The following is a 23,619-nucleotide window of genomic DNA, read 5'->3' as shown; positions in this document are numbered from 1 at the left end:
CGCACCACGTCGTCTTCTCATGACGTGGGGTCGTTGTTTCAGAACAACACAGTGGACGCGAGCAACTGAGGACAAGCCCTCGGCCTATTAGTACCGGTCAGCTCCACCCCTTACAGGGCTTCCACATCCGGCCTATCAACCCAGTCGTCTACTGGGAGCCTTACCCTCTCAAGGAGGTGGGAGTGCTCATCTCGAAGCAGGCTTCCCGCTTAGATGCTTTCAGCGGTTATCCCTCCCGAACGTAGCCAACCAGCCATGCCCTTGGCAGGACAACTGGCACACCAGAGGTTCGTCCGTCCCGGTCCTCTCGTACTAGGGACAGCCCTTCTCAACACTCCTACGCGCACAGCGGATAGGGACCGAACTGTCTCACGACGTTCTAAACCCAGCTCGCGTACCGCTTTAATGGGCGAACAGCCCAACCCTTGGGACCTACTCCAGCCCCAGGATGCGACGAGCCGACATCGAGGTGCCAAACCATCCCGTCGATATGGACTCTTGGGGAAGATCAGCCTGTTATCCCCGGGGTACCTTTTATCCGTTGAGCGACGGCGCTTCCACAAGCCACCGCCGGATCACTAGTCCCGACTTTCGTCCCTGCTCGACCCGTCGGTCTCACAGTCAAGCTCCCTTGTGCACTTACACTCAACACCTGATTGCCAACCAGGCTGAGGGAACCTTTGGGCGCCTCCGTTACTCTTTAGGAGGCAACCGCCCCAGTTAAACTACCCACCAGACACTGTCCCTGATCCGGATCACGGACCCAGGTTAGACATCCAGCACGACCAGAGTGGTATTTCAACGACGACTCCACCCAAACTGGCGTTTGGGTTTCAAAGTCTCCCACCTATCCTACACAAGCCGAACCGAACACCAATATCAAGCTATAGTAAAGGTCCCGGGGTCTTTCCGTCCTGCTGCGCGAAACGAGCATCTTTACTCGTAATGCAATTTCACCGGGCCTATGGTTGAGACAGTCGAGAAGTCGTTACGCCATTCGTGCAGGTCGGAACTTACCCGACAAGGAATTTCGCTACCTTAGGATGGTTATAGTTACCACCGCCGTTTACTGGCGCTTAAGTTCTCAGCTTCGCCTAGCCGAAACTAGACTAACCGGTCCCCTTAACGTTCCAGCACCGGGCAGGCGTCAGTCCGTATACATCGCCTTACGGCTTCGCACGGACCTGTGTTTTTAGTAAACAGTCGCTTCTCGCTGGTCTCTGCGGCCGGCCCCAGCTCAAGGAGTAAATCCCATCACCAGTTCCGGCCCCCCTTCTCCCGAAGTTACGGGGGCATTTTGCCGAGTTCCTTAACCATAGTTCACCCGAACGCCTCGGTATTCTCTACCTGACCACCTGAGTCGGTTTGGGGTACGGGCCGCCATGAAACTCGCTAGAGGCTTTTCTCGACAGCATAGGATCATCCACTTCACCACAATCGGCTCGGCATCAGGTCTCAGACTATGTGTGAGGCGGATTTGCCTACCTCACGTCCTACACCCTTACCCCGGGACAACCACCGCCCGGGCTGGACTACCTTCCTGCGTCACCCCATCGCTCACCTACTACAGACTTGGTCCGACGGCTCCACCACTCCCCTTTGCCCGAAGGCTCCGGGGCGGCTTCACGGTCTTAGCATTACCTGGTTCAGCGTTGGCGCTTCAAAGCGGGTACGGGAATATCAACCCGTTGTCCATCGACTACGCCTGTCGGCCTCGCCTTAGGTCCCGACTTACCCTGGGCAGATCAGCTTGACCCAGGAACCCTTGGTCAATCGGCGCAAGAGTTTCCCACTCTTGTATCGCTACTCATGCCTGCATTCTCACTCGTGAACCGTCCACAACTGGATTCCTCCGCTGCTTCACCCGGCACACGACGCTCCCCTACCCATCACAGCCCCCGTTGGGGGTATTGCTGCAATGACACGACTTCGGCGGTGTACTTGAGCCCCGCTACATTGTCGGCGCGGAATCACTTGACCAGTGAGCTATTACGCACTCTTTCAAGGGTGGCTGCTTCTAAGCCAACCTCCTGGTTGTCTCTGCGACTCCACATCCTTTCCCACTTAGCACACGCTTAGGGGCCTTAGTCGGTGTTCTGGGCTGTTTCCCTCTCGACCATGGAGCTTATCCCCCACAGTCTCACTGCCACGCTCTCACTTACCGGCATTCGGAGTTTGGCTAAGGTCAGTAACCCGGTGAGGCCCATCGCCTATCCAGTGCTCTACCTCCGGCAAGAAACACGTGACGCTGCACCTAAATGCATTTCGGGGAGAACCAGCTATCACGGAGTTTGATTGGCCTTTCACCCCTAACCACAGGTCATCCCCCAGGTTTTCAACCCTGGTGGGTTCGGTCCTCCACGAAGTCTTACCTCCGCTTCAACCTGCCCATGGCTAGATCACTCCGCTTCGGGTCTTGGGCATGCAACTCAACCGCCCTATTCGGACTCGCTTTCGCTACGGCTACCCCACACGGGTTAACCTCGCTACACACCGCAAACTCGCAGGCTCATTCTTCAAAAGGCACGCAGTCACGAGATGCACAGCAAGCTGCACATCCGACGCTCCCACGGCTTGTAGGCACACGGTTTCAGGTACTATTTCACTCCGCTCCCGCGGTACTTTTCACCATTCCCTCACGGTACTATCCGCTATCGGTCACTAGGGAATATTTAGGCTTAGCGGGTGGTCCCGCCAGATTCACACGGGATTTCTCGGGCCCCGTGCTACTTGGGAGAAGCTCAAGCGAGCCGCACAGACTTCGTCTACGGGGGTCTTACCCTCTACGCCGGACCTTTCGCATGTCCTTCGACTATCCATACGGTTTCTGACTCGCCCAGCCGCCGGCAGGCGACTGAAGAACTTTCCCACGACCCCACGATGGCAACCCCTGCCGGGTCTCACACCAACGCGGTTTAGCCTCATCCGGTTTCGCTCGCCACTACTCCCGGAATCACGGTTGTTTTCTCTTCCTGAGGGTACTGAGATGTTTCACTTCCCCTCGTTCCCTCCACACACCCTATGTGTTCAGGTGCGGGTGACAGCCCATGACGACTGCCGGGTTTCCCCATTCGGAAACCCCCGGATCAAAGCCTGGTTGACGGCTCCCCGGGGGACTATCGTGGCCTCCCACGTCCTTCATCGGTTCCTAGTGCCAAGGCATCCACCGTGCGCCCTTAAAAACTTGGCCACAGATGCTCGCGTCCACTGTGCAGTTCTCAAACAACGACCAGACACCCAAACTCAACGCTCGTCTCCGAACGCCTCGCATGAGGCTGGCATCCTCGAGGCAACTTCCGTTCCCTCAGGACCCAACAACGTGCCCGACACACCAGATCTCACAGACACGTTCCACGCCGAAGCAGTACTTGCGTCCATCAACCCTGTGTGCCGAATAGTCAACGTTCCACCCATGAGCAACCGTGTGAGACATTCGCTCACATCCGGCTATGTGCTCCTTAGAAAGGAGGTGATCCAGCCGCACCTTCCGGTACGGCTACCTTGTTACGACTTCGTCCCAATCGCTGGTCCCACCTTCGACGGCTCCCTCCCAAGGGTTAGGCCACCGGCTTCGGGTGTTACCGACTTTCGTGACGTGACGGGCGGTGTGTACAAGGCCCGGGAACGTATTCACCGCAGCATGCTGATCTGCGATTACTAGCAACTCCAACTTCATGGGGTCGAGTTGCAGACCCCAATCCGAACTGAGGCCGGCTTTTTGGGATTCGCTCCGCCTCGCGGCATCGCAGCCCTTTGTGTACCGACCATTGTAGCACGTGTGCAGCCCAAGACATAAGGGGCATGATGATTTGACGTCGTCCCCACCTTCCTCCGAGTTGACCCCGGCAGTCTCCTGTGAGTCCCCATCACCCCGAAAGGCATGCTGGCAACACAGAACAAGGGTTGCGCTCGTTGCGGGACTTAACCCAACATCTCACGACACGAGCTGACGACAACCATGCACCACCTGTATACCGACCACAAGGGGGCGCCCATCTCTGGACGTTCCGGCATATGTCAAGCCTTGGTAAGGTTCTTCGCGTTGCGTCGAATTAAGCCACATGCTCCGCTGCTTGTGCGGGCCCCCGTCAATTCCTTTGAGTTTTAGCCTTGCGGCCGTACTCCCCAGGCGGGGAACTTAATGCGTTAGCTGCGGCACCGACGACGTGGAATGTCGCCAACACCTAGTTCCCAACGTTTTACGGCGTGGACTACCAGGGTATCTAATCCTGTTCGCTCCCCACGCTTTCGCTCCTCAGCGTCAGTAATGGCCCAGAGATCCGCCTTCGCCACCGGTGTTCCTCCTGATATCTGCGCATTTCACCGCTACACCAGGAATTCCGATCTCCCCTACCACACTCAAGCCTGCCCGTATCGAATGCAGACCCGGGGTTAAGCCCCGGGCTTTCACACCCGACGTGACAAGCCGCCTACGAGCTCTTTACGCCCAATAATTCCGGACAACGCTCGCACCCTACGTATTACCGCGGCTGCTGGCACGTAGTTAGCCGGTGCTTCTTCTGCAGGTACCGTCACTTGCGCTTCTTCCCTGCTGAAAGAGGTTTACAACCCGAAGGCCGTCATCCCTCACGCGGCGTCGCTGCATCAGGCTTTCGCCCATTGTGCAATATTCCCCACTGCTGCCTCCCGTAGGAGTCTGGGCCGTGTCTCAGTCCCAGTGTGGCCGGTCGCCCTCTCAGGCCGGCTACCCGTCGTCGCCTTGGTAGGCCATTACCCCACCAACAAGCTGATAGGCCGCGGGATCATCCTGCACCGCCGGAGCTTTCCACCTTCAACCATGCGGAAGAAGGTCATATCCGGTATTAGACCCAGTTTCCCGGGCTTGTCCCAGAGTGCAGGGCAGATTTCCCACGTGTTACTCACCCGTTCGCCACTGATCCACCCCGAAGGGCTTCACCGTTCGACTTGCATGTGTTAAGCACGCCGCCAGCGTTCGTCCTGAGCCAGGATCAAACTCTCCGTGAATGTCTACCGGTAATCCGGCAAGCACCCGCGTTGAGCGGCACGGCAACCACCGGAATAGGGCGGTCCCGCGCACTGCGTCCTCGCTAGTGTTTACTTCATAAAGGAATCTCCAACCCCACCGAACGGTGAGGCCGGGGATGTCAACATATCTGGCGTTGACTTTTGGCACGCTGTTGAGTTCTCAAGGAACGGTGGCTTCCTTCGGTCCGCCTTCCAGCGGGCCCTCCGGGCGCTTCGTTCGTATTTCGAGCTTATCAGACGTTTTCGTCCGACTCGCTTCCGTCTTCTGCGACCTGACGGCCCGTCCGACGTTTCAAACTCTAGCCGATCCCCGCTCCGAAAAGCGAATCCAGCCGCAATCCATATAAACGCACACAACAAATAGACCCGGCCCGCAAAAAGCACAGACCAGTTCCGAGCAGAAGTGGTGTTCCAAGGATTGGCCGCCCCGGGACCGTCCACACAGAACGCGTGTCCGGTGCTCCCTGCCGAGCGACTAGAGAACACTACCCCCGTCACCCTCCGAAGGCAAACATCCCACTTCGAGGACCCGCGTGCAGGCGGCCAGTGACCCCTCCACGTACGCGCCGTTGGGGGCGTCGTTGCGCTCGATCCACTCCCGAGCCGCCTCCGGGGTGCGGCCGCCGCTGACATGACGGTGCATCAGGCGTGCGTCCCGGACGGAGTCCGGCGTCGCGAGGTACCAGAGCTCGTGGAGGAGGGGGCGGACGGCGGACCAGGGGGGCTCGGTGCTGGCGAGGTAGTTGCCCTCGGTGACGACCAAGCGGGTGTGGGGGTGGATGGCGTGGCGGCCGGCGACCGCCTCGTCGAGGGTGCGGTCGAAGCCGGGGGCGTAGACCTCGGTGAAGCGTTCGGTGTGGACACGGCGGAGGAGGGCGACGTAGCCGTGGGCGTCGAAGCTGGGCGGGGAGCCCTTGCGGTGGCGCAGGCCGAGGCGGTCGAGTTGGGCGTTGGCGAGGTGGAAGCCGTCGAGGGGGAGGTAGGCCGCGGTACCGGGGCCGTGGGTGCGGTTGATCTCGGTGATCAGGTGCAGGGCCAGGGTGGACTTCCCGGTGCCGGGCGGACCGGTGAGGCCGAGGACGGAGCGGCCCTTGTGGACGGTGTGGCCGTCGAGGAGGCGGGTGGCGAGGGCGACCAGGTTCTCGGGGGTCGCCGGGGAGGAGGCGGAGGTCGAGGCGGCGTTGCTGTCCAGCGGCATGGGGCGCACCCTACGCAGCCGGGTGCGCGGTGAGGACCGGCACGTCGAAGGTGAGGGTGCCGGCTCCGGCGTCCAGGGTGGCGGGCAGGCCGAGCGGGACGGTGAGGGTGGAAGGGCAGTGGCCGAAGCCGAACTCCCAGATCACCGGGACGCCCAGCGGGGCGAGCCGGTCGCGCATGGTCTCCCTGACCTGGTCGAGCGGGCCGCAGTCCTCCCAGGAGCCGAGGGCGATCCCGGCCACGCCCTCCAGGGCACCGGAGCGGATCAGCTGGGTGAGGATGCGGTCGAGCTGGTAGGGCTGCTCGCCGACGTCCTCCAGCAGGAGGAGGGTGCCGGCGAAGGAGGGGCGGGCGGTGGGGGTGCCGCGTTCGGCGGCGAGCAGGGCGGCGCAGCCGCCGGCCGTGGTGCCGCGGGCGGTGCCGGGGAAGAGGGGGGTGCCGGTGGAGCCGACGACCAGGGTGGTCTCGGGCTCGAAGAGGGTGCGGCGCAGGTGTTCGGCGGTGGGCGGGTCGGCGATGAAGGTGGCGCCGGTGCCGAGCGGGCCGTAGAGCGTGGGGACGCCGAGGCGCTGGGCGACGGCCTCGTGCAGGACGGTGATGTCGCTGAAGCCGACCAGGGCCTTGGGCGGCGCGGCGCGCAGCGCGTCCCAGTCGAGCAGGTCGACCATCCGCTGGACGCCGTAGCCGCCGCGGGCGCAGATGACGGCGGCGACGGTGGGGTCGAGCCAGGCCTGCTGGAAGTCGGCCGCGCGGTCGGCGTCGGTGCCCGCCAGGTAGCCGAGGTGCTTGTCGCGGTGGTGGGCACCGGGGACGACCTCCAGGCCCCAGGACCGGAGGACGGCGGTGCCGGCCGTGATCTGTTCGGCCTCGAGGGGTCCGCTGGTGGCCACCAGGGCGACCCGGTCGCCGGGCACCAGGCGGCGCCCCCTGCGCAGCGTGCCGACGGCAGAGGTGGCGGTGGTCGTCTGAGACATCGTCAGGTACCCCTCGGAGGGACGGAGGACGGGATGGGCGCGGTGCCGGTCGGACGGGTGCCCGGCCGGCACCGCGCGGTCCCTTCCAGTCCTACCGCATGCCCATCGCGTGGCGGACCTCGGCCAGGGTGGCGTCGGCGAGGGCGTTGGCCCGTTCGGCGCCCTCGGTGAGGACGGTGCGGAGCAGGGTGCGGTCCTCGGCGAGTTCGGCGCGGCGGGCGCGGATGGGGCGGAGGTACTCGTTGACGGCCTCGGTGACGTGCTTCTTGAGGGCGGCCGCTCCGCCGTCACCGATCTCGGCGGCCACGGCGGCCGGGTCGCGGTCCTGGCAGAGGGCGGCGAGCCGGAGCAGGCCGGAGACGCCGGGGCGGGCCTCGGGGTCGTAGCTGATGTGCCGTGAGGCGTCGGTGGTGGCGCTGCGGATGAGCTTGGCGGTGCGGTCCTCGGTGGCGCCGAGCGGGATGGCGTTGCCGCGGCTCTTGCTCATCTTGCCGCCGTCGGTGCCGAGGAGCAGCGGTGCGTCGGAGAGCAGTGGCCGGGGGACGGGGAAGAGCTCGGTGGCGTAGCGCTCGTTGAAGCGGCGGGCGATGGTGCGGGTGACCTCCAGGTGCGGGAGCTGGTCGCGGCCGACGGGGACCAGGTCGGCCTTGCAGAAGAGGATGTCGGCGGCCTGGTGCACGGGATAGGTGAACATCAGCCCGCTGACGGCGGCCTGGCTGGAGTGCGCGATCTCGTCCTTGACGGTGGGGTTGCGGCTGAGCTCGGCGACGCTGACCAGGCTGAGGAAGGGGAGCATCAGCTGGTTCAGGGCGGGGACGGAGCTGTGCGTGAAGACCGTGGCCCGGGCCGGGTCGACACCGGCGGCGAGGTAGTCGAGCACCAGGTCCTCGGCGGCCTCGGCGGGGCGGTCGGCGCGGTCCCGGTCGGTGAGGGTCTGGTAGTCGGCGACCACCAGGAGGAGTTCGACGCCGGCGGCCTGGAGGTCGACGCGGTTCTTGAGGGTGCCGAAGTAGTGGCCGAGGTGGAGCGGGCCGGTGGGGCGGTCGCCGGTGAGGATGCGGTGGCCCTCGGGGTGGCGGAGGACCTCGTCGAGGGTGGTGTGGCCGACGGCCGGGGTGGCGGAGGTGGTGGTCTGCATGGGTGGCTCCTGGGAGGTGACGGTGGGTCGGACCGTCCGCCGGGAGCCGCCGTGCGCGGACACGCCGCAGGGCCGCCCTCGCGGACGGCCCTGCGGTCATGCGTGCGGGGTGGCCGTCCTAGGACGGCCACCAGTTGAGGCACGGCTGAAGCTTCATGTCCGCCAGGGTAGCCGCCGGGCGCCTGCCCGGGACAGGGACTTTCTCCTCGCGGCCCGCCCTCACCGCGCGTTGGGCACGTACCCGAGGTCGACCGGGACCACCGTGCCCCGACCGGCCAGCCAGTCCTCGCGGACCGCGGCCAGCAGCTCGGGCAGTTGCGGGGGCCAGAGGGCGTCGGCGGCCGGGTCGGCCAGGTCCTCCGGGGACCACCAGCGGGAGTCGAGGATGCGGTCGGTCGCGTGCACCGCGCTGACGTCGCCGACCAGCCCGCGCCGGGGGCCACGGCTGAGGTAGACGTGCTCGTGCTGGCGGACCGGGATGCCGTGCCAGGTGAAGTCGTGCTCCCAGGTGCAGAGCAGCGGGCCCGGGGCCAGGTCGGTCCAGCCGGTCTCCTCCCAGAGCTCGCGGCGGGCTCCGGTGGCCGGGGACTCACCCGCCTCGATGCCGCCGCCCGGCATGGTCCAGTGCACGCCGACCTCGCTGTTGTCGGAGCGGAGCAGGAAGACCGCGCCGCCCGGCTCCAGTACGGCGGTCCGTGCCGCTCGTCGTGGGGTTCGCATCGGGTCACCCTGGCAGACGGCTCCGACGGCGACCAGGGCATTTCCGTTGTGCCGCCCGCCTCCGGCCCTAACCTGAGCGAATGATCCTCTTCCCCGTCGATCCGCTGACCCCCCGCCGCCCCGATCCGCACTTCCTGCTGGAGGCCCGGCGGGTCACCGAACTCGGCGGCGGCACCGTCCTGTTGGACCATGACGCGCTGCTGGCGGGGGACGTCCGGGAGGCGGTCCGAGCGGTCCCGGCGGGCGGCGGTCCGCTGTGGTACCGGGGGTGGATGGTCCCGACGGCCCGGTACGCCGAGCTCGCGGAGGCGCTCGCCGCACGCGGGCGGCCGCTGATGACCAGCGGCGCCTCGTACGCCGACGCCCATGAACTGCCGGGCTGGTACCCGGTCTTCGAGGGCTCGACGCCGGAGAGCGTCTGGCTGCCGAGCGGGCCGGGCCGTGGCGGCGCGGTCGGCGAGGCCGCGCTGGCGGAGGCGGCGCGGCGGTTGGGCGGGCGCGGGCCTGCCGTGGTGAAGGACTACGTGAAGTCGCGCAAGCACGAGTGGGACGAGGCCTGCTACGTGCCGGAGCTGGCCGACCCGGCCGGGCTGCTGCGGGTGGTGCGGCGGTTCGAGGAGCTCCAGGGGGAGTTCCTGGCCGGGGGCGTGGTGCTGCGGCGGTTCGAGGAGTACCGGCGGGGTGCGGACGGCCGGGCGGTGGAGGCCCGGGTGTGGTGGCTGGACGGCGATCCGGTGCTGGTCGGCCCGCATCCGGACCGGCCGGACGCGGTGGTCCGGCCCGAGCTCGGTGGGGTGCAGCCGCTGGTGCGCTCGCTCGGCTGCCGCTTCGTCACCACCGACCTGGCCCAGTCGGAGGCGGACGGGTCCTGGCGGGTGGTGGAGGTGGGTGACGGGCAGGTCAGCGAGCTGCCGCGCGGGGCGGACCTGGGGCGGCTGCTGACGGCACTGCTGTCCCGCACCGGCGGCTGACGGGGCCGGGCAGAACCGGTGATGTCGGCGGACGCTTCGACCGGGAACGTCGGCGGACGCCCCCGGGCGGGAGCGGGCCGAGGCGTGTCCAGGTACTGACGGTGGCTCAGCCGGGCTGAGGGGCCCGAATGGCGGGGGTCCGGTCCGCGGGCAGGCGGTGGCCGCGGGCCAGGAAGACCACGGGCGCGCCGTTCTGCTCCACCACGCGGTCGAGGAGCTCCGCGAGCGCCTCCCGGCCGGCTTCGCCGATCCCGCCCGCCAGAGCGTCGATCCGGCGGCGGGCCTCGGCGTAGAAGAGCTCGGCGAGTCCGGTGCCCTCGGGCGTGAGCGCGACCCGGACGGCCCGGGCGTCGCCCGGGCCCGGCTCCCGGCGGACCAGCCCGCGCTGCGAGGTCCGGTCCACCAGCCCGGTCAGGCTGGACCGGGCCAGGCCGAGCACCCCGCCCAGTTCGCCCATCCCGTGCGGCCGGGCCATGAGGACGCAGAGCAACTGCCCCTGCTGCGGGGTCAGGCCGAGCCCGCGGGCAGACTCGGCGTACACCTCGTTCACCAGGAAGGCGGACCGCACCAGGGTGCTGACCAGGTCCGGGCGCCCACCCGAGGAGGTCTTGGCCATCCGGCCAGGCTAGCACCGGCGACACTGCCACCGGGGTACGAACTACCGTCTGCGTCAACGGAATCCGGGCACCCGGTCAGTGTCCGGCGGCGACCGTCTCCGCCCGGACCGCCGACGGCCGGTGTGCCGACCGCCGGTCTGCCGACCGCTGTGCCGGGACGAACACCCGGGCGGCCGTCGGCGCCGCGCTCCGCCGGGCGACCAGCACCAGCGGGACGCCCACCGCCGCGAGCAGGCCGCCGAGCGCCAGCCCCATGCCCGGGTACCCGGCGGCGGCGGCCAGGGTGGCGCCGACCACCGGCCCGGCCGCCACTCCGAGCGAGGAGCCCGCCCCGGCCAGCACGGCCCAGCGGCCGGCCCGGTCCAATCCGGCGGCCAGCGCGATCAGGTGACTGAGCACCAGCGGGTAGCAGGTGTTCCAGAGCACCTCGCCGACGGCGAACGGCAGCACCGATCCGGCGCCGCCCGCCAGCACCATGCAGAGCGCGATCACCGCGGTGCCGGCTCCGATCGGCAGCGCCCGCCCGAAGCGGGAGCCCACCGCGCTCGCCGCCGTCACCCCGAGCAGGCCGCCGCCGAGCGCGGCGGCGAAGACCAGGCCGAGGGTCCGCTCGTCCAGACCGACCCGGGCGGTGCCGATCTGACCGCTCACGCCCCAGAGGGCGTTCTGCCCCATCGACCAGAGCAGCATTCCGCCGGCCAGTACGCAGCCCACCGCCTTCCGGGGCAGCGCGCCCCCGGCCGGCCTGCGCGAGGCGGTCGGACCCTCCGTCAGCGGACCGACCGTCAGACCGCCCGTGGTCAGCGCGGCCACCAGTGCCCACCCGGCGACGGCCGCGAACGGCAGCCCGTGGCCGCCGCCGAGCCGGGGCAGCGCCAGGAAGAGCGCCGCGGCCACGGCGGAGGTGGTCAGCAGCCCCACCGCCGAACCGCGCTGCGGGTCGGCGGTGGCGGCGATGCCCGTGGAGGCCACCGCCGTCGCGGTGCCCGCGCCGAGGCCGGTGAGCAGGCAGCCGGCGATCAGCAGCGGCAGGTGGTCGGAGAGCGCGGCTGCGGTGCCGCCGACGGCCAGCAGGCCGGTCCCGGCCCGGGCCAGCCGGACCGGGCCGAGGCGTCGCACCCGACCGGCCAGCAGCAGTCCCGCCGAGGCGGAGGCGAGCAGCAGCGCGCTGCCCACCGCCCCGGCCTGAGGGGTGGTCAGTCCGAAGGAGCCGACCAGCCGGCCGACCACGGTCGGCAGCAGGTAGGCGGGCAGGTACCCGGCCGAGAACAGCACCACCAGCGCGGTGGTCGCCGCCCGGGAGGCGGGGTGGGCGGCGGCGGACCGTGCCTCGCGGGCGCGCGGAACCATGGGCGTGGCCTCTCGACCAGGGCGGACCGGGGTGGTGCTCCCGGCCTCTCGCGCGGTCGCCCGCCCTGTCTACCAGGCCGCACCCGGATGACGGCCCGTCAGAACCGTCCCGCAACCGCCGAGCTGCACAGTTGCGGCCCGCCCGAGATCCCTCCGTGATCGAACGGCCCCGTGCTCCCCGCCCTAGAGCCTGTCTAGACCCGCTCCTTCTCCTGCTCGTCCAGCTCCTCGTCCAGGCGCTCCGCGTGCCCGTGGTGCTCGGCGACGAAGGCGCGCCACAGCCGGGCGTAGGCACCGTCGAGGGCCAGCAGGGAGTCGTGGGTGCCGTCCTCCACCACTCGGCCGCGGTCCAGGACGACCACGCGGTCGGCCCGCTCGGCGGTGGTCAGGCGGTGGGCGATGACCAGGGTGGTGCGGCCGCCGGCCAGCCGGTCGGCGGCGCGGTTGACCGCGGCCTCGGTGGCCAGGTCGAGCGCGGCGGTGGCCTCGTCCAGCAACAGGACGTCCGGGTCGACCAGTTCGGCGCGGGCCAGGGCTATCAGCTGGCGCTGGCCCGCCGAGAGGTTGCGGCCCCGGGAGGTGACCTTGTGGTCGTAGCCGTCGGAGAGGGCGGTGATCATCCGGTGCGCGCCGACCGCCTCGGCCGCCGCCTCCACCTCGGCGGCGGTGGCGTCGGGCCGCCCGTACGCGATGGCCTCGCGCACCGTGCCGGCGAACAGGTACGCCTCCTGCGGGACCACGCCGAGCCGGTGCCGGTACTCGGCCAGGTCGTACGCGGACACGTCGGTGCCGTCCACCAGCACCCGGCCGCCGGTCACGTCGTAGAACCGCGCCACCAGCTTGACCAGCGTGGACTTGCCCGCACCGGTCTCGCCCACCAGCGCCACGGTCTGCCCGGCGGGGATGTGCAGGTCGATGCCGCTGAGCACGTCCGGCCGGCCCTCGGCGGCGCCGCTGTAGGCGAAGCTGACGTCCTGGAAGGTGATCTCGCCGCGCAGCTTGCCGACCGGCACCGGGTGCTCGGCCGGCGGGGTGCTGGTCGGGGTGCGCAGCAGCTCGCGGATCCGGCCGAGGCCGACGGCGGCCTGCTGGTAGCCGTCGAAGATCTGCGAGAGCTGGTTGACCGGGGCGAAGAAGAGGTCGATGTAGAGCAGGTACGCGACCAGCGCGCCGATGGTCAGGGTGCCCGACTCGACCCGGGCCGCACCCACGATCAGCACCAGCGCGGCGGCGGTGCCGGAGAGGAACTGCACGAACGGGAAGTACAGCGAGATGTAGAACTGCGCGCGGTTGCGCGAGTCCCGGTAGGCGAGACCGCTGGCCTCGAAGCGCTCGGTGTTGACGGTCTGCCGGCGGAACGCCTGGACGATCCGCATGCCCGCGACGTTCTCCTGCAGCTCGGCGTTGACCGTGCTGATCAGCTCGCGGGAGCGCTGGTACTGGGTGCTGGACTTGCGCCGGAAGATCCAGGTCGCGACCGCCAGCAGCGGCAGCACGGCGAACACCACCAGGGCCAGGCCGGCGTCGATCACCAGCAGCGCGGCGAAGATGCCGAAGAAGGTCAGCAGGCTGACCACGGCGGTGACCACGCCGGTCTGCAGGAAGGAGCTGATCGAGTCGACGTCGGTGGTCATCCTGGTCATGATCCGGCCGGACAGCTCGCGCTCGTAGTAGTCCAGGCCGAGCCGGTTGAGGTGGGTGAAGATCTTCAGCCGCAGGCTGTAGAGCATCCGCTCGCCGGTGCGGCCGCTGACCTTGGTCTCGGTGCTCTGCACCAGCCAGTCGAGCAGCACGATCGCCAGCGCGGCGAGCGAGGCGACCGCCACCCCGGACATCGCGGCCTTGCTGACGCCGTCGTCGATGCCGTGCCGGATCAGGACCGGCAGGCTGAGACCGGCGGCCGCGTCCAGCGCGACCAGCAGCAGGGCCAGCAGGAGCGGGCGGCGGAACGGGGCGAGCATCCGGCGCAGGTTGAAGTCCGGGTCACCGGCCTCGGCCTGCTCCACCGGGATCGCGGGGGTGTCGGTGGCGGGGGGCAGCGCGGCGACCTTGGCGAGCAGCTCGGGGTCGGCTCCGGGCTTCTTCTCCGCCTTGGCCGCCTTGGCCCCCGCCTTCTCCCTCGGATCGGCCCCGGCGGCCTCGACGGCCTTCGTGAGGATGGCCGGGGTGGGCTCCGCCGCCGGCGGTCGGGGGGTGTCCAGGACCTCGTCGGGGTTGCTGATCAGTGCCCGGTAGAGGGGACATCGGGCCTCGAGTTCCTCGTGCGTGCCGAGGTCGACCAGGCCGCCGGCGTCCATCACGGCGATCCGGTCGGCGAGTTGGAGGGTGGAGCGGCGGTGCGCGATCAGGAGGGTGGTGCGGCCGGCCGTGACGCCGTGCAGCGCCTGGTGGATCTCGGCCTCGACCTGCGGGTCGACCGCGGAGGTGGCGTCGTCCAGGAGGAGCACGGCCGGGTCGCTGAGGATGGCCCGGGCGAGCGCGATCCGCTGGCGCTGGCCGCCGGAGAGGGTCAGGCCCTGCTCGCCGACCTTGGTGGCGTAGCCCTCGGGCAGCTCGCGGATGAAGCCGTCCGCCTGCGCCGCCCGGGCGGCGGCCTCGATCTCCTCGTCGGTTGCGGCAGGGCGGCCGTAGGCGATGTTGTCCCGGACGCTCTCGGAGAAGAGGAAGCTGTCCTCCGGGACGATGCCGACGGTGGCACGGACGGAGTCGACCGTCAGCTCGCGGACGTCGTGTCCGTAGAGGCGGACGGCGCCCGACGCGGCGTCGTAGAAGCGCGGCACCAACTGCGCGACGGTGGACTTGCCGGAGCCGGAGGCACCGACGAGGGCGAGCGTCTCGCCCTCGGCCAGACGGAAGCTCAGCCCGCGCAGCACGTGGCCGGTCCCGCTGTCCGGCCCCTGGTCCTGGTCCGCGTCCGGCCGGCCGCCGTAGGAGAAGTCGACGCGGTCGAACTCGATGGCGGGAGTCCCCGCCGTCCGGGGCAGCGCGGTGAGGTCGAGGGCGTCCGGGGCCTCCTGGACCTTCGGGCGCAGGTCGACCAGCTCGAGCACCCGCTCGACGCCGGCCCTGGCCTGCTGGCCGACGGTGATCACCATGGTGAGCATCCGGACCGGGCCGGTGAGCTGGGCCAGGTAGGTGGAGAAGGCGACGAAGGTGCCGAGGCTGACCTCGCCCCTGACGGCCAGCCAGCCGCCGAGCGCGAGCACCGCGACCTGGCCGAGGGCCGGGACCGCCTGCATGGCCGGGTTGTAACGGCTGCTCAGCCGGATCGAGCGGAGCCGGGCCGCGAACAGCTTGCGGGAGGCGGCCTCCAACTTGGCCCGCTCCTGGGCCTCCTGTCCGAAGCCCTTGACCACCCGGACGCCGCCGACCGCGCCGTCCACCACTCCGGCCACGGCGGCCGCCTCCTGCTGCGCGGCCCAGGTCGCGGGGAAGAGGCGCTTGCGGCTGAGGGTGGCGGTCCACCACAGGGCCGGCCCCATCAGCAGGGCGATCAGGGTGAGCGGCGGGGAGAGCCAGAGCATGACGCCCAGGGACATGCCGAACATCAGCACGTTCCCCGTCATCATCGGCAGCATGAAGAGCAGGCCGACGACCAGCTGGAGGTCGGAGGTGGCCCGGCCGACCACCTGGCCGGTGTCGAGCTCGTCCTGCCGGTCCCCGTCGAGCCGGGTGAGCGAGCGGAACAGGTCGGCCCGCATGTCGTGCTGGACGTCGATGGCGAGCTGCCCGCCGAAGTACCGGCGGACCTGGGTGCAGAGGAAGACCACCGCGGCGGCCACCAGCAGCAGGACCGCCCACGGGGTGAGCGGGCGGCTGTGCGCGGTGATCACGTCGTCGATGATCACCTTGGTGATCAGCGGGACGGTGGAGGTGACGGCCATGCCGACCAGCGAGGCGCCGAAGGCGAGCAGCACGCCGCGGCGGTGGCGCCAGCTGTAGCCCGACAGGCGGCGCAGCCAGCCGGACGACCGGAGCGCCGCCGGGTCGTTCACCTGGTCTTCGGATGCAGATCCGTGAGTCTCACGCATATTTAGGGATACTAACCATTTCATCGCTCGCCCCCCAGTGCTTATCCGGCGGGCACGTCGATGCGAACAGCCCGGACCCCGGACTGCTTCCCGACACGCCCGGCCCGACCAGCATCGCCCCCCGGCCCGGCGCGGCGGACCGGTCTGACGTACTCCGTGCGGACCGCCGTTGGACCTAGGTCAGTGGGCCGACTGCTCGGCCGCGGCCGTGAAGGCCCCCTGGGCCAGGCCGTGCAGCAGCGCGGCCGTGGCCGTGCGGGACAGGCCGGTGCGGTCGGCGCTGTGCGGGGTGGAGTTGAGCAGGCCGAAGACGGCGTGCACCACGGTGCGGGCGGTCGGCTCGGCGGCCGGCTCGGCCAGCGCCGGATGGGTGCGCCGGACGGTGTCCACCCAGAGCTCGACGTAGGAGCGCTGGAGGCGGCGGACCTTGCGGCGGTCCTCCTCCTTGAGGTGCAGCAGCTCCCGGTCGTGCAGGGTGATCAGGTCGCGGTCGTCGAGGGCGAACTCGACGTGGCCGTCGATCAGGGCGTCCAGGGCGCCGTCCGGCGTAGCGGCCTCACCCGCCCGGCGGCGGCCCTCCTCCAGCAATCGCTCGCTGATGCCGATCAGGAGATCGGCGAGCATCGCGTCCTTGCCGGAGAAGTGGCGGTAGAGCGCGGGGCCGCTGATGCCCACCGCCTTGCCGATCTCGTCCACCCCGACGCCGAGGAAGCCCCGGGCGGCGAACAGCCGGGCCGCCTCGCGGCGGATCTGGTCCCGGCGCGGGACTACGGGGGCTTCGGGGGCCTTCGACATGACACCCATCGTAGACAGTGGGGTTATCCGTGGTTAACCTGAGCCCAGGAGTTAACGCTCATTAACTTGGGGCGGCTCCGGGTCCCGGGCTCACCCGCACCGTCGGCCCGGCCCGTCCGCTCTCCGAGGGCAAGGGAGCTCTGGGGATGGTCCTCTCGACTGCCGGACTGCACGGACCGCAGGGGCTGCGGGCACCGCAGGCCGGCCGGGGCAGCAGTCCGATGCCGGCGTTCGACCCGGCCGCCGCGCCCGCGCCACGGCTGGAGAGCTCGGCCGACCCGGGCTCGGCCGCCTACCGGGCGAACACCGCCGCGCACCAGGCGCTGGTCGCCGAGCTGCGCACGAAGCTCGCGGCGGCGGCCGAGGGCGGTGGCGCCAAGGCCCGCGCCCGGCACACCGCGCGCGGCAAGCTGCTGCCGCGCGAGCGGGTGGACACCCTGCTCGACCCGGGCTCCCCCTTCCTGGAGCTCGCCCCGCTCGCGGCGGACGGCCTCTACGACGGCGCCGCACCGGCGGCCGGCGTGATCGCCGGGATCGGCCGGGTCGCCGGGCGCGAGGTGGTGGTGGTCGCCAACGACGCCACCGTCAAGGGCGGCACCTACTACCCGATGACGGTGAAGAAGCACCTGCGGGCGCAGGAGGTGGCGCTGGAGAACCAGCTCCCCTGCGTCTACCTGGTGGACTCCGGCGGCGCCTTCCTCCCGATGCAGGACGAGGTCTTCCCGGACCGCGACCACTTCGGGCGGATCTTCTACAACCAGGCCCGGCTGTCGGCCGCGGGCATCCCGCAGATCGCGGCGGTGCTCGGCTCCTGCACGGCCGGCGGCGCGTACGTCCCGGCGATGAGCGACCAGGCCGTGATCGTCCGGAACCAGGGCACCATCTTCCTCGGCGGCCCGCCCCTGGTGAAGGCCGCGACCGGCGAGGTCGTCACCGCCGAGGAGCTGGGCGGCGGCGAACTGCACTCCCGCACCTCGGGCGTGACGGACCATCTGGCCGAGGACGACGCCCACGCGCTGGCCGTCGTGCGGACCATCGTCTCGGGCCTCGGCCCGCGCGCCGCCAAGCCCTGGCCGCTCACCCCGGTCGAGCCCCCCGCCGTCGACCCGGCCGGGCTGTACGGCGCGGTGCCGGTGGACCCGCGCACGCCGTACGACGTCCGCGAGGTGATCGCCCGTCTGGTGGACGGCAGCCGCTTCGCCGAGTTCAAGGCGGAGTACGGGACCACCCTGGTCACCGGCTTCGCCCACATCCACGGCCACCCGGTCGGCATCGTCGCCAACAACGGCGTGCTGTTCGCCGAGTCCGCCCTCAAGGGCGCGCACTTCATCGAGCTCTGCGACCAGCGCGGCATCCCGCTGCTCTTCCTGCAGAACATCACCGGCTTCATGGTCGGGCGCCAGTACGAGGCCGGCGGCATCGCCAAGCACGGCGCCAAGATGGTCACGGCCGTGGCCTGCACCCGGGTGCCCAAGCTGACCGTGGTGATCGGCGGCTCGTACGGCGCCGGGAACTACTCGATGTGCGGGCGGGCCTACTCCCCTCGCTTCCTGTGGATGTGGCCGGGCGCGAAGATCTCGGTGATGGGCGGCGAGCAGGCCGCCTCGGTGCTGGCCACCGTGCGCCGCGACCAGTTGGAGGCGCAGGGCGAGGAGTGGCCCGGCGACGCCGAGGAGGAGTTCAAGCGGCCGGTCCGCGAGCAGTACGAGCGGCAGGGCAACGCCTACTACTCGACCGCCCGGCTCTGGGACGACGGCGTGATCGACCCGATGGACACCCGGGCCGCGCTCGGCCTGGCCCTGACCGCCTGCGCCAACGCCCCGCTCGCCCCGGCCCGGCCGTACGGCGTCTTCCGCATGTGACGCGCCGTCCGGGGGCGCCGGCCCCGTCCGGCGCCCCCGGACCGCCGCTCTTCCGACCCGCTCAGATCCCCGCTCACGATCCCCGCTCACGACCCGGAGGAACGCCTCCCATGTTCGACACAGTTCTGGTCGCCAACCGAGGCGAGATCGCGGTCCGGGTGATCCGCACGCTCCGCCGCCTCGGCGTGCGCTCGGTGGCGGTGTTCAGCGACGCGGACGCCGACGCGCCGCACGTCCGGGAGGCCGACCTGGCCGTCCGGCTCGGCCCGGAGGGGCACAGCGACAGCTCGGCCACCGAGACCTACCTGCGGGGCGACCTGATCCTGGCGGCCGCCCGCCGGACCGGGGCCCAGGCGATCCACCCCGGCTACGGCTTCCTCGCGGAGAACCCGGCCTTCGCCCGGGCCTGCTCCGAGGCCGGTGTCGTCTTCATCGGCCCGCCGCCCGGTGCGGTGGAGCTGATGGGCGACAAGATCAACGCCAAGGAGGCCGTCCGGGCCGCCGGGGTGCCCGTGGTCCCCGGCAGCGTCGGGCGCGGCGACGGGGCCCCGAGCGACGCCGAACTCACCGCCGCCGCAGCCGAGATCGGCTACCCCGTGCTGCTCAAGCCTTCGGCCGGCGGCGGCGGCAAGGGCATGCGGCTGGTCCGCGACCCGGCCGACCTGGCCACCGAGCTGGCAGCCGCCCGCCGGATCGCCCGGACCGCCTTCGGCGACGACACCCTGCTGCTGGAGCGCTGGGTCGACCGGCCGCGCCACATCGAGGTGCAGGTCCTGGCCGACACCCACGGCCGGACGGTGCACCTGGGCGAGCGCGAGTGCAGCCTGCAGCGCCGGCACCAGAAGCTGATCGAGGAGGCTCCCTCCGTCCTGCTGAACCCGGAGACCCGGGCGGCGATGGGCCTGGCGGCCGTCCGCGCGGCCGAGGCCTGCGGTTACACGGGGGCCGGCACGGTCGAGTTCATCGTCCCCGGTCTGGACCCCGACGGGCCCGCGCCCGAGGGCGTCATGGACTTCTTCTTCATGGAGATGAACACCCGGCTCCAGGTCGAGCACCCCGTCACCGAGCTGGCGATCGCGGTGGGGGCCGACACCCCGGCCCCGGCGCGGCTGGACCTGGTCGAGTGGCAGGTGCGGGTCGCCTCCGGTGAGCGGCTGACGTTCGATCAGTTGGACATCTCCTTCCTGGGCCACGCGATCGAGGCCCGGATCTGTGCCGAGGACCCCGAGCGCGACTTCCTGCCGACGGGCGGTCAGGTCCTGCTGCTGGAGGACCCGCAGGGCGAGGGCGTCCGGGTGGACTCCGGCATCCAGCGGGGCACCGAGGTCGGCAGCCTGTACGACCCGATGCTGGCCAAGGTGATCGCCTACGGGCCGGACCGGGCGACCGCCCTGCGCCGTCTGCGGGCGGCCCTGGCCGAGACCCGGGTGCTCGGCGTCACCACCAACGCCGGCTTCCTGCGACGGCTGCTGGCCCACCCGGACGTGGTGGCCGGACGGTTGGACACCGGGCTGGTCGAGCGCACGGTGGAACGGACGCCGGAGCTGCTGGCCTCCTCCTTCTCGGCCGCTCCGGCCGGCTCAGGCCCTCTCGGAGGCTTGGACGCCTCCGACGCCTCCGAGACCACCGACGGATCCGACGGCGTCACCACCCCGGCCGCCCCGCAGCCGGACCGCTCCCCCGCCGAACCCCTCTTCCACGCGGCCGCGCTGGCACGCCAGTTGGGCCTCGCCCCGGCGGTCTCCGACGAGGGCTGGACCGACCCGTTCGCCGAGGCCTCCGGCTGGCGGCTCGGCGGCACCCCCGCCTGGACCGCCCACCGGCTCCGGCTGCCGGGCCAGGACCCGGTGACCGTGCGGCTCCGGCCCCGCCACCGCCGCGGGCACGCCCTCCGCCTGGGACGCCACTCTCGACGGCGGCCCGATCCGGACCGTCCGCGCCGCCCTCGCACCCGAGCGGCTCCACCTCACCGTCGACGGTCTGCAGACGACCTTCGCACACACCACCGACAGCACCGCCGCCGGAACGGTCCAGTGGCTCGGCCTGGACGGCGACGCCTGGGGCGTGCACCCGTACGACCCGGTGGCCGACCAGGCCCGCGGCGGCGACGCCCACCACGGCGGTCTGACCGCGCCCATGCCCGGCACCGTCACCGTGGTGAAGACCTCGCCGGGCGAGCAGGTCCGCCGCGGCCAACCCCTGCTCGTCCTGGAGGCGATGAAGATGGAGCACGTGATCACCGCTCCGCACGACGGCACCGTCAGCGAGCTGCGGGCCGCCGCCGGGAGCACCGTCGCGATGGACGAACTGCTGGTCGTGGTCGAGCCCTCCGGCACGGCGGACGCCCTCAACCACCGGGGAGGCGTCGTGACCACGGAGCCCGGCCGCACCGCCGACACCTCGACCGCCGACACCTCGACGGCCGCCCCCGCCACGGGTGGGCGCGAGCCCGACGCGCTGGACCTGGGCCTGCCCACCGTCGCCCCCGCCCCCGGCCTGCCCGGTCGGGTCAGTATCCACGAGGTCGGGCCCCGCGACGGTCTCCAGAACGAGAGTTCACTCGTACCGGTGACGGTGAAGGCCGAGTTCATCGCCCGGCTCGCGGCCGCCGGACTCGGCCGGGTCGAGGCCACCAGCTTCGTCCACCCCAAGTGGGTTCCGCAGCTGGCCGACGCCGAGGAACTGATGCCCCGGCTGGCCGGGCTGACCGACCGTCACCCGGGCCTGCGGCTGCCCGTGCTGGTGCCGAACGAGCGCGGCCTGGACCGCGCGCTGGCCCACCACGCCACCGAGGTCGCGGTCTTCGCCAGCGCCACCGAGACCTTCGCCCGGCGCAACCTCAACCGTTCGGCGGCGGAGGCCCTGGAGATGTTCAAGCCGGTGGTCGAGCGCGCCGCCGCGGCCGGGGTGCCGACCCGCGGCTACCTCTCGATGTGCTTCGGCGACCCCTGGGAGGGCCCGGTGCCGCAGGAGCAGGTCGTCGGGTTCGGCGTCCGGCTGCTGGAGCTCGGCTGCACCGAGCTCAGCCTCGGCGACCACCATCGGCGTGGCCACCCCGGGCCAGGTCACCGCGCTGCTCGAGGCGTTCGACCGGGCCGGGGTCGGCCCCGACCGGCTGGCCGTCCACTTCCACGACACCTACGGCCAGGCCCTGGCCAACACCCTCGCCGCGCTGCGCTCCGGCGTCCACCACGGTCGACGCCTCGGCCGGCGGCCTGGGCGGCTGCCCGTACGCCAAGAGCGCCACCGGGAACCTCGCGACCGAGGACCTGGTCTGGATGCTGCACGGCCTCGGCATCGAGACCGGCGTGGACCTGCGCTCCCTGGTCGCCACCAGCGCCTGGATGGCGCGCCGGCTCGGCCGGCCGAGCCCCTCCCGGGCCGTCCAGGCCCTGGCCGGCACCACGGACGAGGGCTCCGCGGACACCCCCCTCCGCCTGAGCCGCGGTCCCTCTGACCCGCTCGACGGCCGGCCCCTCCCCCGGGGCCGGCCCCTCCCGCTCCCCCACCCCGGGCAGCGGCCCGGCACCGGCCCGGCGTCTTCCCCGGCGCGCGCCACCGGGCCGCCCGGGCCCCGACCGACCCCAACTCCCGGGCCCTGCGGCCCCGATCCAGGAGGATCACCCATGCTCGACCACCGCTTGGACCGCGAGTACGAGGAACTGCGCCGCACCGTCGAGCAGTTCGCCAACGACGTGGTGGCCCCGAAGATCGGGGACTACTACGAGCAGAACGAGTTCCCGTACGAGATCGTCCGCGAGATGGCCCAGATGGGGCTGTTCGGCCTGCCCTTCCCGGATGAGTACGGCGGCATGGGCGGCGACTACTTCGCGCACTCGGCCTGGCCCTGGAGGAGCATGGCCGGGTCGACTCCTCGGTGGCGATCACCCTGGAGCCGCGGTCTCGCTGGGGCGCGATGCCGATCTACCGCTTCGCACCGAGGAGCAGAAGCGGGAGTGGCCTGCCCCGGCTGACGTCGGGTGAGCTGCTCGGCGCCTTCGGCCTGACCGAGCCGGAGGGCGGCTCGGACGCCGGGGCGACCCGCACACACGGCCCCGCTACGACGCGGAGACGGACGAGTGTGTGATCAACGGCACCAAGTGCTTCATCACCAACTCCGGCACCGAGATGACCGGCCTGGTCACCGTGACCGCACTGACGGAACCGATCGCTCGTTCGAGTGAGACTCGGCTGACGCCTCGTCAACTCGCGAGATCTCCTCCATCATCGTTCCCACGGTACCCCTGGGTTCACCGTCTCCCGCAAGTACTCCAAGGGTCGGGTGGAAACGCATCCGACACCCGTGAACTGTCCTTCACCGACTGCCGGTCCCCGCGGCCAACCTGCTCGGACACCCGCGGCCGCGGCTACGCCCAGTTCCTGCGCATCCTCGACGAGGGGCGCATCGCCATCGCCGCCCTGGCCACCGGCCTGGCCCAGGGCTGCGTCGACCAGTCCATCGCTTACGCCGGCACCCGCCGCGCCTTCGGGCGGACGATCGGCGCCAACCAGGTCATCCAGTCAAGCTCGCCGACATGGAGATGCGCGCGCACACCTCCCGCCTGGCGCTGGCGGGACGACGCCGCCTCCCGGCTGCTGCACTCCGAGCCGTTCAAGAAGGAGGCGGCCATCGCGAAGCTGTACTCGTCCGAGGCGGCGGTGGACAACGCCCGGGAGGCCACCAGATCACGGCGGCTACGGCTTCATGAACGAGTACCCGGTCGCCCGCATGTGGCGCGACTGCAAGATCCTGGAGATCGGGGAGGGCACCTCCGAGGTCCAGCGGATGCTGATCGCAAGGGAGTTGGGCATCAACTCCGACCCGTGGCACGGGCCGGAAGGGGCGGCCCGCCAGGGCCGCCCCCTCCATCGGCATCCGTCCACACGGACTCCGCGTCCCCGCTCAGGGGATGACGATCACGGGCCGGTTCGCCCGGCGCGCCAGCCGGCCCGAGAC

12 protein-coding genes, 2 rRNA genes and 3 pseudogenes are annotated in these 23,619 nt (G+C 70.4%); 7 read left to right on the top strand and 10 right to left on the bottom strand.

Annotated features, from left to right (window positions below; all coding sequences use genetic code 11):
- Positions 1–67: 67 nt before the first annotated feature.
- The 6 genes from ABD946_RS41320 to ABD946_RS41295 form a co-directional block, all read right to left on the bottom strand.
- Positions 68–3,190, bottom strand: a 23S ribosomal RNA gene (locus tag ABD946_RS41320).
- A gap of 272 nt (positions 3,191–3,462) precedes the next feature.
- A 16S ribosomal RNA gene (locus ABD946_RS41315) occupies positions 3,463–4,986 on the bottom strand.
- Together the 16S and 23S rRNA genes form the textbook arrangement of a ribosomal RNA operon.
- Positions 4,987–5,482: 496 nt before the next feature.
- Entirely contained in the window at positions 5,483–6,205 is a 723-nt protein-coding gene (locus tag ABD946_RS41310; RefSeq protein WP_345290868.1) for a nucleoside/nucleotide kinase family protein, read from the bottom strand.
- 10 nt (positions 6,206–6,215) lie between these two features.
- A complete protein-coding gene (locus ABD946_RS41305) occupies positions 6,216–7,178 on the bottom strand; it encodes a S66 peptidase family protein (protein ID WP_345290867.1) in 963 nt (320 codons plus the stop codon).
- 91 nt (positions 7,179–7,269) lie between these two features.
- The gene (gene trpS / locus ABD946_RS41300) at positions 7,270–8,316 is read right to left on the bottom strand and encodes a tryptophan--tRNA ligase (protein WP_345290866.1); all 1,047 of its coding nucleotides are present in this window, start codon (positions 8,314–8,316) and stop codon (positions 7,270–7,272) included.
- Between the two features lie 219 nt (positions 8,317–8,535).
- Positions 8,536–9,036 (bottom strand): NUDIX hydrolase, encoded by a 501-nt coding sequence (locus ABD946_RS41295; protein ID WP_345290865.1) that lies wholly within the window; start codon positions 9,034–9,036, stop codon positions 8,536–8,538.
- Between the two features lie 80 nt (positions 9,037–9,116).
- Here ABD946_RS41295 and ABD946_RS41290 point away from each other — a divergent pair, with 80 nt between their 5' ends.
- Positions 9,117–10,007, top strand: a complete 891-nt coding sequence (locus tag ABD946_RS41290) for an ATP-grasp domain-containing protein (RefSeq protein ID WP_345290864.1) — start codon at positions 9,117–9,119, stop codon at positions 10,005–10,007.
- A 106-nt stretch (positions 10,008–10,113) separates the two neighbouring features.
- Here the strand turns inward: ABD946_RS41290 and ABD946_RS41285 are convergent, their stop codons facing one another.
- The 4 genes from ABD946_RS41285 to ABD946_RS41270 all read right to left on the bottom strand — a co-directional run bounded on the left by ABD946_RS41285 (position 10,114) and on the right by ABD946_RS41270 (position 16,800).
- Positions 10,114–10,623, bottom strand: coding sequence for a MarR family winged helix-turn-helix transcriptional regulator (locus tag ABD946_RS41285; protein ID WP_345290863.1), 510 nt, complete (start codon positions 10,621–10,623; stop codon positions 10,114–10,116).
- A gap of 76 nt (positions 10,624–10,699) precedes the next feature.
- Positions 10,700–11,974 (bottom strand): MFS transporter, encoded by a 1,275-nt coding sequence (locus tag ABD946_RS41280; protein WP_345290862.1) that lies wholly within the window; start codon positions 11,972–11,974, stop codon positions 10,700–10,702.
- 194 nt (positions 11,975–12,168) lie between these two features.
- The gene (locus tag ABD946_RS41275) at positions 12,169–16,005 is read right to left on the bottom strand and encodes an ABC transporter ATP-binding protein (RefSeq protein WP_380149295.1); all 3,837 of its coding nucleotides are present in this window, start codon (positions 16,003–16,005) and stop codon (positions 12,169–12,171) included.
- A 180-nt stretch (positions 16,006–16,185) separates the two neighbouring features.
- Positions 16,186–16,800 carry an SACE_7040 family transcriptional regulator gene (locus ABD946_RS41270; RefSeq protein WP_345290860.1) on the bottom strand — a complete coding sequence of 205 codons (615 nt, stop codon included), beginning with the start codon at positions 16,798–16,800 and terminating at the stop codon, positions 16,186–16,188.
- A 221-nt stretch (positions 16,801–17,021) separates the two neighbouring features.
- On the opposite strand from ABD946_RS41270, the gene ABD946_RS41265 reads away from it, so the two are divergent.
- The 6 genes and pseudogenes from ABD946_RS41265 to ABD946_RS43265 form a co-directional block, all read left to right on the top strand.
- The gene (locus ABD946_RS41265; protein WP_345290905.1) at positions 17,022–18,662 is read left to right on the top strand and encodes a carboxyl transferase domain-containing protein; all 1,641 of its coding nucleotides are present in this window, start codon (positions 17,022–17,024) and stop codon (positions 18,660–18,662) included.
- A gap of 110 nt (positions 18,663–18,772) precedes the next feature.
- A pseudogene (locus ABD946_RS41260) lies at positions 18,773–21,002 on the top strand (acetyl/propionyl/methylcrotonyl-CoA carboxylase subunit alpha); the annotation flags it as partial.
- Positions 21,003–21,119: 117 nt separating this feature from the next.
- Positions 21,120–22,060 (top strand): annotated as a pseudogene (locus tag ABD946_RS41255) (hydroxymethylglutaryl-CoA lyase); the annotation flags it as partial.
- A gap of 228 nt (positions 22,061–22,288) precedes the next feature.
- On the top strand, positions 22,289–22,636 hold the full coding sequence (locus tag ABD946_RS43275; protein ID WP_425558824.1) for an acyl-CoA dehydrogenase family protein: 348 nt from the start codon (positions 22,289–22,291) through the stop codon (positions 22,634–22,636).
- A gap of 154 nt (positions 22,637–22,790) precedes the next feature.
- Positions 22,791–23,285: pseudogene (locus ABD946_RS43270) on the top strand (acyl-CoA dehydrogenase family protein); the annotation flags it as partial.
- Between the two features lie 82 nt (positions 23,286–23,367).
- Positions 23,368–23,619, top strand: a 252-nt coding sequence (locus tag ABD946_RS43265; protein WP_425558823.1) for an acyl-CoA dehydrogenase family protein, incomplete at its 3' end; no start/stop codon positions are given.

Source organism: Kitasatospora albolonga (assembly GCF_039535905.1).
Classification (GTDB): domain Bacteria; phylum Actinomycetota; class Actinomycetes; order Streptomycetales; family Streptomycetaceae; genus Kitasatospora; species Kitasatospora albolonga.
The sequence above is the reverse complement of the archived record's forward strand: the minus strand, read 5'-3'. Positions and strand labels throughout refer to the sequence as shown.